Genomic DNA, 13803 nt, shown 5'->3' on the forward strand with positions numbered 1-13803 from the left:
GTTCACTATTTTTTTCCAACACTTGTTTTGCGTAAATACACTGGATATTGGTTGTTTTGTAAAAACAAATAACCTGGTTTATTTTTTACATGTAAAGGCAATACCTGTTTTATTTGTCCATTAATACTAATACCTGATTGTTGTGGCGAGGCTACAACATAACCTCCTTTCCCATTCCCCAATAAAAGATTTCCATAAGAAGCATCAATGCTACAGAACTGAGGTAATAAATCAAAAAAGTTACCAGCTGCCAAAATATCTTTAAACCCATCCTCATTAATATCATCAACTACCAATGCCTGTATACTAGACAACTGAAGTTGATAAGGCAATAGCTGTACCACAAATCCTTTATTGTCGTTATTGACTGCAATAATTGAAGCAGCTGTATTTACAGTTAATACATTTGCGTCCGACAAATTATTTGGAAACAATTCTTGAATTGTTTTACGTGCAAATTCTTGGTGCTTTAAATTTTCTTTTTTAAGTGCCGGAAGTTGTTCTGTGATATCTTTTTTCAAAAAGACCGGCATATCTTTTCCGTTGAGGGTATGACTGAATATTTTTTCAACGGTTCCATTTTTATCAAAGTCTTTTAAGAACACTTTCACGGGTGCATCTTTACTTGGACGTAAATAAAAATTCTCCCCCAAATTACCCAATACTAAGTCTACATCTCCGTCATTGTCTATATCGGAAGCCACTACAGTTTGCCACCATCCCAACTGATTTTCTAATCCTGTTTTTTGTTCAATGAATTGCTTGCCGTTGTAACTGTACACATGCGGATACATCCATTCGCCTGTAATAACCAACTCGGGTTCATCTGTACCCATCACATTGGTATAAACCGCACCAGTAATCATTCCTAGATTCGTTAAAAAAGGCGCAACACTAGTACTCACTTCTTTGAAATTTCCATTTCCCTCGTTGTGGTATAAAAAGCTTTTAGGTGCAATACCGTATTGCTGTGGCTCACTTCTACTTCCAATAAATATATCCAACTTCCCATCTTTATCATAATCCAAAGGAATGGCAACTCCACAGTTGGTATGACTAATTAAGAACGCCCCAGACTTTAAGGCAAAAGCTCCCTTTCCATTATTAATGTAAAGTTGATTCTGATACAAGTCGGAACTAGCTGGTGCGGTGTTTCCACCTCCTCCCACAAATAAATCTTGATCTCCGTCATCATCTGCATCAAAGAAAAAAGCAGCAGTTACATCGTTGAATTTATATTTATTAAAATCTTGTACTTCCTGAAGTTTGAACCCTGTATTTGTTTGAAAATACAACTGACTCGCTTGTCCATTTGCACCCCCAATAAATAAATCGGGCAACCCATCGCCATTTAAATCGGTTGATGCTGCTTTAGGTCCCAGCTTACTAAGCATGAATGGAATATTCCTTTCTATATAGAAATCTACTTGGTCGTCTTCTATATGTTTGTTTAATAATAATGGAGTTTCTTGTAATAAAGAAGTAACTGTTTTTATTGTACTAGGCTCAAATGGTTTGGCAGTGGTTGCATCATAAACAATTTTGTGCAACTGGTCTACAGTTGGTTTTTGAATGGTAGTTGTAGCTCTATTAGGCCATACAATTTGTATAGAATCGGGGGTAGATTTTCCTAACCCAATTGTTTGCTTGTATTCAACTGAACTTTGAAAACCTTTACTAGGTATCAACTCTCTGGTTATTATTTGATTGTTTTGATAAACTTTTATGGTACTCCCAATAGCAAATGGATTGGGATTGCTGTAGGTTAAAGCAAGTCCTATAAAATGGTCTTTGTTTTGTTCGCGACTTTTGTTCTTATAAACTGTTGCTGGTTGGTTAACATTGTTGATGACCAAATCTAAATCACCATCATTGTCTAAATCTGCGTATGCGGCTCCATTAGAAAAACTGGGTTTATCTAATCCCCAGTTACTGCTTTCATTGGTAAATTTCAAATTACCCCTGTTTTTAAATACACTATTTGGGATAGGTACTGAGGGCATTTTATCAATCACATTATTCACCTGTTCTTTCTTACCCTTTAATACCATTTGATTCACCACATCATTTGCAAAAAAATCAATAAAATCTTGATCGGTTACATCTCTGTAAATTCCATTACAAACTAAAATGTCTGCTAATCCATCATTATCTGCATCAAACATCAATGCTCCCCAACTCCAATCACTTGCAGCAACACCGCTATAAAAAGCAGTCTCTAAAAACTTGCCTTCTCCATTATTTACTTGCAGTGAATTTTGTGTATACTGATTAAAAAAGTCTTGGTTTTTTTTGAGCATGAATACATCATAACTCTCAAAAGAAGTATTGGTTTTTAACCTGTAGTCGTCTCCGGGTAACATGTCTGTAGTAAAAATATCTGGCTTTCCATCATTGTTAATGTCTTGTAAATCTGCACCCATTGAAGAGAAACTGATATGCTGTGTTCTGGTGGAGATTTCATCTTTAAATGTTCCGTTTTTTTGATTAATGTATAAATAATCTTTCTCAAAAAAATCATTGGACACGTATACATCGGGGTATCCATCTAAATTAATATCACCTACAGTTACTCCCAGTCCAAAGCTAATGATGCTTCCGTAAATTCCTGCTTCTTTTGTTACTTCTATAAATTTGCCATTGTCATTTTTGTACAAATGATCTCCACCTCCTTTTAAGAATTCTGCAAAAGGAGCTTGCGCATCAGGAATATTACGCATGCTAGCATAATTGAGGGTATTCACTGGAATGGGACTATTGTTTACTAAAAAGCAATCTAAGTCTCCATCTAAATCGTAATCAAAAAAACTGGCTTGAGTAGAATAGCCATCATTGTCTAACCCAAATTGAGCAGCTGCTTCTGTAAACGTGTTGTTTTTGTTATTGAGGTATAGTTTATTTTTTCTCTTTTCTTTTTGCAGCATATTACCTGCATTGCACACATAAATATCTAACCATCCGTCTGCATTAATATCTACAAATACCACCCCTGTACTCCACTCTCCGTCATAAGTAATTCCTGCTTTTTGAGTAATGTCTTCAAACTCAAAATTGCCTTTATTCAGGTACAATTTATTGCTGCCTTGGTTGGCTGTAAAAAAAACTTCGGGCAATCCATCATTATTTAAATCGCCAGTAGCAACCCCACCGCCATTATAAAAGTTTCGGTACTTGAATACATTAAATGCATCGGACTCAGTTAACGTGTTCGTAAACTGAATATTGGTTTTCACTTCTTCAAATAAGGTTGGTGTTGTTGGATTTTTACATGACCCTACAAAACCTATCACAATTAAAAATGCAAAGACTTTATTCATACGCATACGCTAAAATACAGAATCAAACTCGGACCCTACCCGTTAAGAACATTTAAATTTGGTCAAAAAAAATCCCCCCGAATCTCATAAAGATTTTCGGAGGGATCAATATTAATTAACCAGGGATACTAGTATCCGAAGTTTTGCTTCAAGTTAGGATTAGAAGACAAAGAAATAGTTGGAATTGGGTAAACCACTTTATATGCATCAGATGCATTTGGTCTTTCTTCAACTGGAGCGTTGAATACACCAAAACGAATCATATCTGTTCTTCTGTGACCCTCTAAGTACAATTCACGACCTCTTTCGGCTAACAATGCAGTTAGTGTTACAGAACCAAGCGCAGTAGCTCTACGCTTAGAACGTAAGTCGTTTACAATTGACAATGGAGTTTCACCATTAGCACCTGTTGTACCACCTCTTAATAAAGCTTCTGCTTTCATTAAGCGTACATCAGAGAAACGGAAGAAAGGAAACTCATTGGCACTACCCCAACCACCACCATTGATTTCGCTTGGATTAAGAGGAAATTTATTTACACGAATACCACTTGCTTCACCATTAAAGAAGATAGATGCGTTACGAGTAAACACCAATGGGTTACCGCTTCTGTCGAACAAGTTGCCGATTGGATCACCAACATTGCCGGGTTCTTTCGGGCTACCTGGTTTTACCGGACCACGAGCTTGTCCAACCAATAGACCAGCAGTTGGACCCACTAAATTAGTGTATCCAGCCAAGGTATCGCTCTTACGAACGTCGTTACCTTCAAAGCTATCGTAGAATTGAGCCAATGTAACGAAACCATTCCAGCTTGATGGACGCTGGTTATAGTGCCAACTTTGGCAAGTTTGCCATACAAGGTTTGCGCCATTCCCAGCTCTTGCATCACCACCAGGTTTACGAACAAAAATGTTCTCAGAAGATGCTGTACCATTGTCCCACTTAAAGTTATCCCAGTAGTAAGAGTCAATAGCTAAGCTGGTATTTGCAGCAACTAAGTTAGCGTACTCAATTACTTTATTCATATCTGCAGCAGCAAAAGTATAAGGACCTGCAGGGCTTGTTGGCGCTTGCTTATAAACAGCTTTGTTTAAATAAGCTTTAGCCAATAAAGTCCAAGCAGCTTCCTTGGTTGCTTGTGCACGATTTGTACCGTTGTATGCAGGTAATGCAGGAACTGCAGCTTCTAATTCAGCAATAATTGCATCAATCGCTGCTGATCTGGTTAATACATCAGGAATTGCACTTGCAGCTGCAGTTGCAGGTCTAGATTGTACTTGACCAAAAATATCACATGTTAAGAAACGGAAGTAAGCACGTAAAAACTGTCCTTCTGCTTTTTCTAAACCTGTTTTGGTTTCAGCAATCAAAGTTGTTTGGAACAATGCACCATTTAAACCATTCCAAGTATCGTTGATTTGGTTATGGTCAGGTCCCCAAGTGTGCAAGTGCAAACGACGCCATGTACCAAAGTCGTCCCAGTCGGTACCACGTGTTGGTCCCATGATTTCGTCGGTAGAATGCTCTTGCAATCCAAACCAGTTACCCTGGCCACCCGTTAATTGGTTTAATTGCTCATAAACTGCAGCAATAGAGGGCGCTGTTGGCGCACCACTAGCTTGAGTTGGAGCTATGGAGTTTGGTGCCTCCAACTTTGGATCAAGCTTGGAACAAGACGAGATCGCAAGTACACTTACCGCGGCAGCAGGTAGTATGTAGCTTTTTATTAAATTTTTCATATTGATCAATGTTTTTGTTGTTCTTTATTAAAACCCTACGTTAATTCCTAAAGTAATAACTGTTGGTCTTGGGTATTGAGTATAATCAAATCCACGAGAAGGGATACCGTTGATGCTCTTGTCTACGTTAACCTCAGGATCAATTCCAGAGTATTTACTAAACAATGCCAAGTTTTGGCCAGAAGCAAAAGCAGTTAAAGTCTTTATAGCTTTACCCTTGATATCGAAAGCATAGCTTAAGTTCATGTTGGCTAAGCGAATAAAGTCTCCTTTCTCTAAGAACCTTGTTGATACAGAACCTGGGTTAAATGGATTCTCAGGGCCGTTTCCAACTACGTTAGTTACGTTACGCGCGTTACGTAAGCTACCTTTCAATAACAACGCATTCGCAGTATTGTTGTAAATATAATGTCCGGTTACAGCATTTAAGAATACACTTAAATTCCATCTTCCGTAAGAGAAGTTGTTGGTTAAACCAGCAAACATTTTAGGCAATGCAGTTCCAACCAATTGGTTAGCAGCACCTGCAGCATAACGTGCGTTACCGTTACCATCAAATCCCTGGAAAACAGGCATTGACCAAGTAAAGATTGGAGATCCATTGGTTAAGGTTTGTGCAAATGCACCAGTTAAACCTTGTCCACTTACCGCACCAGTATTAATTGGGGTTGGTAAACCTGTTACGTTGTTGCTTACAGTTGTTACGTTAGCATTAACATCCCAGTTGAATTTGTTCCCCTTAATTACTTTGTAGTTAACACTTACTTCCCATCCTTTGTTAGTTACATTACCTGGTAAGTTGATCCACCAGTTTGATTGTGGAGCAAATCCACCTGGAGTTGGAGCAAAGAACAACATATTGGTACGCTCATTCTTATAGTAATCTACAGTAGCAGATAAACGACCATTCTTAGAAGTGAAGTCTACACCAATACCAGTTGTAGCAACTTCTTCCCATTTAAGATCTGGGTTACCTTGTTGAATAAAACGAGTAACAGGACCGCTACCTACATCAAATGTTTGTTGAAGATTTAATGCAGCATAAGAACCTAAGTTATCTTGGCTACCCAATTTACCGTAGTTGGCTCTAATGTTAAATTCACTGAATAATTTACCTAAAGTATTTTTAGCCCAAGATTCTTCCATTACTCTCCACTTAAATGCAAACGCAGGGAAAGTACCATAACGGTTGTTAGAACCAAACTTAGAAGATCCATCAGATCTTACAGTTGCAGTAAAGAAATACTTGTCGTTGTATGTGTAGTTAACACGAGCAAAAACAGATTGCAATTCGTTTCTGTCGAATCCAGGAACAAAATTTGCATAGTTTTTAAACTTACTGTAGTCTCTTACAAATACATCAGTTGGTGCAACCACTGGAGTGTTTAATCCCCATCCAAAATTACCAGTATAGCTTGTTTGGAAGCTCTGATAAGAATAACCTGCAACAGCGTTGATTGCGTGAACATTGTTGAAAGTTTTGTCGTAAGTAAAGTAATGCTCTATCAAGGTAGACTTGGTTTCAAGATTTTGTCTTGTTCCACGACCATTTCCTTGAATAGGGTTTTGGTAATCTCTTCCATAAACGTTGATAGTACCACCATAAGCATTTGCACCTAAGCGAGGATCTGCGAAAGCAGTACGCTCAGATTTTGAATTATCTAAACCAAGCACCGCTCTATAAGATAAGCTTGGAGTAATTTGATAAGTTGCAGATAGGTTAGTTAAAAATCTGTTTACGAAATCACGGTCATCAAAGTAAGCCAACATTTGAACTGGGTTACGCTGATCTCCTGGTTGAAAGAATGAACCGTCTCTGTTGTAAACAGGATTAGTTGGGTTTAACTGTAAAGCAGCACCCAACAAAGATCCTTGATAACCCGCATTGTTAGACAATGGAGCATATTGGTTCTTCGTATTAGAATAAGTGATATTCGCTTCTAATTTCAATTTATCGTTTAACAACTTCTGACCCAAGTTTGCACGAGCAGTAATACGCTTCAATCCACTGTTTCTAACAATACCTTGTTGATCATCTAATGAAGCACTTAAGCGAGCAGTTGTTCCTTTATTGCTATAAGCCCAGCTTAAATTGTAGTTCTGAGATATTGCTTGACGGAAAATTTGGTCTTGCCAATCGGTGCTTGCACCATTGTCAATTCCTTTAACCGCTTCACCAGCAGCAATTGGATCTGCACCACCATCAATGTTCGCTTTTTTAGCAGCGATCAAAAAGTCTTGTGCATTCATTAAGTCGTAACGACGAGCTGTGTTTGCCATACTAGTAGTTGCACCAAAATTGAATACACCAGCTTTTCCACCTCTACCTTGTTTGGTAGTGATTAAGATTACACCGTTTGCACCTCTTGAACCATAAATGGCTGCAGCAGATGCATCTTTTAATACAGTAATGCTTTCAATATCATTAGGGTTTAAGAAAATCAATGGGTTTTTAGGAGTTGTACTTCCTTCAACACCACTAGCAGAACCCAAAGTACCACCTTGAATCAACGGAACTCCGTCAATTACATACAATGGCTCTTGTGCACCACTAATTGATCCTGTACCTCTAATATTGATTGTTGCAGCAGCACCTGGCTCACCAGTAGATGGAGTAACCAACACACCTGGCGTACGGCCTTGCAACAACTGATCTGGAGAAGCAATTTGACCTTTGTTAAAGTCTTTCTCCGTTACACGCGCAACAGAACCTGTTACGTCTTTTGATTTTCTAGAACCATAACCAATAACCACAACATCAGTTAACGCATCAGCGGTTGATGTTAATTTGGCATTAGCAGTATTTGTTCCAGAAATATTCACTTCTACATTTCCAAAACCAGCGAAAGAAATCACCAATGTTTTAGTGGTAGAAGGAACGGTTAATTTGAAGGAACCGTCTGCACCCGTTTGGGTACCTGTTGAAGTTCCTTTAGCTACTACAGATGCACCAGAAAGTGGTGATCCGTCTTTTGAGTCAGTTACCTTACCGGTAACCGTTTTAGTTTGCGCATGCGAGAAGATGGCAAACAGACAAGCGAAGGCACCCAATAATATGGGCCTAGCAAGCAGTCTTAGATTCATAAATGGCAGTTTACTGGTTATTAAGCGTGTACAAAATACACATTTTTTGGTTTAAATAAAATTTTTGTTAATTCTTTAGAAAAAATTTAAAAAAAATTATTCAACACCTATATATGAATGATTTGTACCTGAGTTATGACCGCATCACTCAAAAAAATGTTGCATCAATTAGCAAACTTTTTAATAAGTAAATTGGAATTCTTAAACGCAAATATGTAGGGATTAGTGTCAAAAGGGGGCTTAAAAATTCATAAAAAGGAAGTAATTATTCATATCCGCATTAAACTGCATGTTTTAAATAAAAAAGCCGCAAAAATCATACTGATAATTGCGGCTTTTTGTGTTGAACCAGTTTATAATAAAGTTTTCAATTTGCTTTGATATGATTTCATTTCGGCTTCTAGAACATTAATTCCTTTTTCTTGGCTTTCCGAAAGTGGCTCTAATGCGGTTACCGTATCTAAATAAAAGTCACTAATTCTTCTTCTAAATTTTTGTTCATCAAAAAAGATGGACTTTCGGTTTAATTCTATTAATTCTCTTTTAAAGCTATCCAATGCTTTTATTTTTTTATTATTATCATCATTGGCCGTTTGCTTATTCCAAATAGCAATTTTAGCATCAATGGTATCTACCATATTGGCCAACTGCTCTTCTAGCACAAACAATCGCATACTTTGCTGATACATTTTTTGTAATGCATTATCACTTAATCCTGCTGCGGGGTTAGGTAAAACAGATAAGATTTGTTCACTGCTGTCTTTACCGGCTTTTACTACTACTCTATATTTTCCCGCTGCAACTTTAGGACCATAGAATCCAGCTACTTGCACAGATGATTGAGCAATAAATCCTCCTTTTGCTACACGCGGTGGATTAGAAGTAAGTGTCCAGAAAACTTTATTTAATCCCTTTAGCCCTGATCCATTTAAATCTTTTATCTTCTTGTTTTCAGAATTGTAAATTTCAATTTTTACAATGTCATTGCTTCGCTCTTTTAAATAATAATAAAAAGTAGGAGCGAGTGATTTACCTGCACCAACATAGCCTATTAAATTAGCCGCTGATTGCGGATACTGCGCACCAAATTCATATTTGAATGGTTGAATAGGATAAAACAAAAATGGCTTACTTAAATCGGATTTAACCATTTCTCTTAGAGGCTGAATATTATCAATAATATATACACCACGTCCATGTGTTGCAATAATTAAATCGTTGGTTGTAGTATGTATTTTAATATCTCTCACCAAACTATACCAAGGTAAATTTTGGTACTTGCTTCTCATCCATGTTTTACCCGCATTCAATGAAATAAAGAAACCAGACTCTGTTCCTAAAAACAGCAATGATGGTGTTTTAGGATCTTCTCTTATAATATGAGCAAACCCACTGAAGTCTTCAGAATCAAATTTTACAAAACTGTTTCCTCCATCGTTACTTACTACTGCATAAGTATTGTTATCTCCATACATATGGTGATCTAGTGTAACAAAAATTCTATTTGGATTATGCGAAGACAATTCAATACTGCTGATCCATGCCTGTGCTGGTATACCTGCTTTGGAAATACCTGTATTTTTATTTGTCCATGTTTTACCACCATTATTTGTAAACATTAAATTGCCATCATCGGTACCCACCCAAATAATATTTTCATTGTTTGGATGTTGCACTATTGTAAAAATGGTTCCGTGATTCTCTGCACTGGTATTATCGCCCGTTACACTTTCGCTACTCTCCGATTTATTTTGAATGGCTTTATTGTTCGTTGTTAAATCTGGGGAAATTTTTTCCCAATTTTTTCCATTGTCTCTAGACCTGAATAAATACTGCGCACCTACATACAAATTGCTTTGGGGTTTTCCAGCAGCAGACTTCGTATTAGACTTGGCTGTTACAATTGGAGTATTCCAATTCCATCGGTGGTCTTCTTCACCTGCCTGCTTCTTAGGTTTAATACCAGTAGACAAACCAGTTCTTAAATTAATGCGATACATTTCTCCACCCTGAGATTCTGCGTAAACTATTTTTTCATCAACTGCATCTGGTTGAACCCAAAATCCATCACCACCACCTAATGCTTTCCAATCGGTAGATGAAACCCCACCTGGTGCAGTATTCGGGGCCATCCAATTGTTATTATCTTGTAATCCACCATAAATATTATAAGGTACTTGATTGTCGATGCTTACATGATAAAATTGCGGCACGGGTAAGTTGTTTAAAAACTCCCAAGTAACCCCTTTATTATAACTTAAATAAACACCGCCATCTGTTCCTAAAAACAACATATCGGTATTGGAAGGATTCACCCATAATGCATGATGATCTGCATGAGGCGTTACTCCACCAATAACAGTATTGCTAAATGTTTTGCCACCATCATTGGAATAATTAAAATCATACGCTGGCCTGTACACTCTTTTAGGGTCTTTCGGATCTATTACCAAAGTGCTAAAATAAAATGGCCTAGCAGTTAAGCCAGAAGCCGAAGTAAGTTTGGTCCAGTTTTCCCCTTCATCGTTAGATTGGTAAAGCCCTGCTTCTTTGGCTTCAACAATAGCCAATACTTGTGAAGGGTTTGAAGGATTGATAGTAAGTACAATTCTACCTAAATTTCCATCGGGTAGCCCTTTGGTAATTTTATTCCAAGTTTTACCGCCATCAATAGATTTATACAAAGCAGATCCTGCTCCTCCAGAAACAAATGAAAAAGGCTTTCTTCTAAATTCCCAGGTAGAAGCAAAAACAATATTAGACTTAGTAGGATGTATTGCAATATCAGCGCATCCGGTATTGTCGTTGATGTACAAGATTTTTTCCCATGTTTTACCAGCATCCACAGATTTATATAAACCTCTGTGAACAGACGACTTAAATAAAGAACCTGGAGCCGACACATACACCACTTTTTTATCAGTAGGATCTAATATGATTTTGCTGATATGCTCGGTACTATCTAAACCCAATTTTTGCCAATTGCTTCCGCCGTCTGTTGTTTTATATAATCCAGCTCCAATGGATACGGAGTTGCGCATATTACTCTCGCCAGTACCAGCATAAACCACTCTTGCATTACCCTGCTCTATTGCTAATGCCCCAATGGATTGATTGTATTTATCAAAAATAGCAGTGAATGATTGCCCACCATTTTGACTTTTCCAAATTCCTCCACCAGCAGTACCCACATATAAATTAAGTTGAGCATCTGCGTAAGCGCCTTCAATTGCGGTAATTCTTCCACTCATGGTAGAGGGCCCCAAAGCCCTTGCACTCATTACTTGAAATTGTGCAGTATTAAAGGATGGAATGTTTTGTGCATGCAATAGCATGCCTATGCCCAAAAACAGGACAGCAAATATGAATTTCATGTTTGGAATTATTTAGTTCCCAGAAAAAATGGCTTCGTCAATGGTTGGATTAATAGTTACTTTATTGGTAACCATCATCATCATTCCCATGTCTGATTTGAAAGCCATTTTGATGCCATTTTCTAAAGTTTTGTAGTCAAGGTATTTAACAGCTTGTTTCATTTCTTGACCTTGCTGCTTTATAGTACTTTCTTCTTTATAAATTAAGTTGGTAACCAAATCAAAATAATAGGTTTTCTCGTTACCGTTTTTAGTAGTCAATTTTACTTTATTGTAAGAAGTACCTTCTTCTTCCTCTTTGCCCAAAAATTCAACAGTAGATCCTTTTTCTTTGTAGTTAACAAACTCATCTTGAACATCTAATTCATCTAATTTAGATTTAAGCTCATCTGCAGTAATGGCTTCTAAACTGCTTTTACCCATTAATGGATTTTGAGACCAACCTTTTGTTGGAGTAGTAATATCAATAATAACATTACCTTGAAATTCTGCATCAACACGCATTCCCTTCATATGAACCGCTTGCATAGTAAAAGGAATAGCAACACCTTGAACTTCAATTTGCCCTTCTACTTTTAATGACTGTATTTTACTCCACTTTTCTGCACCGCCAATGGCTGTAACATACTTGTTAATTACTTCATCAGCTGTTTGTGCTGAAAGGCTTGCTATTGCAGCAACAACAACTAAAACCGACAATAAAATCTTTTTCATAAAAGTGTATTTTTAAATAATTTGACTTATTAGTATTAAAATTTATACCAATATTACAGGTTCTGCAAAAAATTAAACTTTTTAATATGTTAATGGTATATTAATTAAACAAAAACTATGACTTACAAGACTTCTCAATTTCTAATAAAGCAGTTACAACGCCCAATGCAGCAGCTTTTTGTAAATCGGCACATCCGCCGGCTGCTTGTTTTAATAGCACTTTTATAATTCCCCTGTTTAAATAGATATCTCCATTTCCAGCGTCCTGCTCAATTGCTTTGTCGTAATCGGCTAATGCTGCTGCATATTGCTTTAGCTGTCCTTTTGCTATTCCTCTATTAAAGAATATATTGGGCATATCAGGGTCAAGTTGAATAACTCTATTGTAATCGGCAATAGCACCTAAATAGTCTTTTGCTGCGTACTTATACAACCCACGGTTATACCAAGCACCCGCATTTTTGGGTTTTAATCTAATACAGGTATTGTAATCTGCCAATGCCCCTTTTTTATCGCCTAGTGCAGCTTTAACCACTCCTCTATTAAAATAAATGTCTCCATATTGAGGATCCAATTTAAGTGCACTATTGTAATCTTCTAAAGCTGCTTCAAAATCGCCCGACTTCTCATATTGTATTCCTCTATTAAAATAAGCACCCACATTTTTCTTATTTAATTCAATGGCGCTAGAAAAATCATCAATGGCTGCAGCTGTATCGGCCAATTCTAAATGTATCAATCCCCTGTTTACAAAAAGGTCTGCATTTTTAGGATTCAATACAATTGCTTTATCAAAATCTGCTTTAGCTTCTTTAAACTGCTGCAAGCTTCGCAGTGCTACACCTCTATTAAAATAAATATCTGCACTAGATTGATTGTCTTCTAAAGCAAAATCTAAATCGGGCAATGCACCTGCAAAATCATTTAGTTTCATTTTGCAAAGTGCCCTATTAAAAAATGCATTTTCTAAACTGGAGTCTAATGCAATTACATTGTTATAATCTTCCAATGCATTCTTGTGGTCGTTCAATGCAACTTTAGAAATGGCTCTATTAAAATAAAAGTCAGCAGCAGGCTCTAATTGTATGGCTTTATTAAAGTCTACTAAAGCTGCTTTATGGTTTTTTTGTTTTGCTCTTACAATACCCCTGTTAAAATACATATTTGCATTAGTTGGGTCTAACCTGATGGCTTTATTATAATCATCCAAAGCACCAATTAAATTGCCAGAAAGCTCTTTAATATAAGCTCTACTAAAGAACAAATTAGGGTCTGTTGGGGTAACTTCTAAAGCAAAGCCAATATCTTCTATTGCACCAGCGTAATTCTTTAATTCTCGCTTGGCGATGGATCTATTCAAAAATAAATTAACATCATCAGGGGTTTCCTCTAATGCAAGGGTGAAATCTTCTATAGCGCCTTGGTAATTTTTTGTTGCCATTCGCTCTAAACCACGTTTTACCAACTGGTCTAAAGTTTGCGACATCGCATTAGTTGTTAAAACCAACAAGAAGGCAATTAAAATCCCTTTAAATATTCCTTTACTATAAAACATATTCTTTGTTAATTATT

At 37.0% G+C, this 13803-nt stretch carries 6 protein-coding genes; all 6 read right to left on the minus strand.

The annotated features are described in order from the left end of the window. Positions 1-5 precede the first annotated feature (5 nt). The 6 genes from Q8S25_RS00415 to Q8S25_RS00440 all read right to left on the minus strand — a co-directional run bounded on the left by Q8S25_RS00415 (position 6) and on the right by Q8S25_RS00440 (position 13786). Positions 6-3317 (minus strand): CRTAC1 family protein, encoded by a 3312-nt coding sequence (locus tag Q8S25_RS00415; RefSeq protein WP_305533764.1) that lies wholly within the window; start codon positions 3315-3317, stop codon positions 6-8. A 128-nt stretch (positions 3318-3445) separates the two neighbouring features. Beyond that, complete coding sequence (locus Q8S25_RS00420) at positions 3446-5059, minus strand: RagB/SusD family nutrient uptake outer membrane protein (protein ID WP_305533766.1); 1614 nt, start codon at positions 5057-5059, stop codon at positions 3446-3448. Between the two features lie 27 nt (positions 5060-5086). Then, a complete protein-coding gene (locus Q8S25_RS00425; RefSeq protein WP_305533768.1) occupies positions 5087-8143 on the minus strand; it encodes a SusC/RagA family TonB-linked outer membrane protein in 3057 nt (1018 codons plus the stop codon). A 353-nt stretch (positions 8144-8496) separates the two neighbouring features. Beyond that, entirely contained in the window at positions 8497-11517 is a 3021-nt protein-coding gene (locus Q8S25_RS00430; protein ID WP_305533770.1) for a hypothetical protein, read from the minus strand. Between the two features lie 12 nt (positions 11518-11529). Continuing rightward, complete coding sequence (locus Q8S25_RS00435; RefSeq protein WP_305533772.1) at positions 11530-12231, minus strand: hypothetical protein; 702 nt, start codon at positions 12229-12231, stop codon at positions 11530-11532. Positions 12232-12346: 115 nt separating this feature from the next. After that, entirely contained in the window at positions 12347-13786 is a 1440-nt protein-coding gene (locus tag Q8S25_RS00440; RefSeq protein WP_305533774.1) for a tetratricopeptide repeat protein, read from the minus strand. Between the last annotated feature and the right edge of the window lie 17 nt (positions 13787-13803).

The organism is Sediminibacterium sp. (assembly GCF_030695065.1).
GTDB lineage: Bacteria > Bacteroidota > Bacteroidia > Chitinophagales > Chitinophagaceae > Sediminibacterium.

Excerpts from the sequence above, each read along its gene's own strand:
- Q8S25_RS00440 (WP_305533774.1), bottom strand. The coding sequence starts at position 13,786 with ATGTTTTATAGTAAAGGAATATTTAAAGGGATTTTAATTGCCTTCTTG.
- Q8S25_RS00430 (WP_305533770.1), bottom strand. The coding sequence starts at position 11,517 with ATGAAATTCATATTTGCTGTCCTGTTTTTGGGCATAGGCATGCTATTG.
- Q8S25_RS00415 (WP_305533764.1), bottom strand. The coding sequence starts at position 3,317 with ATGAATAAAGTCTTTGCATTTTTAATTGTGATAGGTTTTGTAGGGTCA.
- Q8S25_RS00435 (WP_305533772.1), bottom strand. The coding sequence starts at position 12,231 with ATGAAAAAGATTTTATTGTCGGTTTTAGTTGTTGTTGCTGCAATAGCA.
- Q8S25_RS00425 (WP_305533768.1), bottom strand. The coding sequence starts at position 8,143 with ATGAATCTAAGACTGCTTGCTAGGCCCATATTATTGGGTGCCTTCGCT.
- Q8S25_RS00420 (WP_305533766.1), bottom strand. The coding sequence starts at position 5,059 with ATGAAAAATTTAATAAAAAGCTACATACTACCTGCTGCCGCGGTAAGT.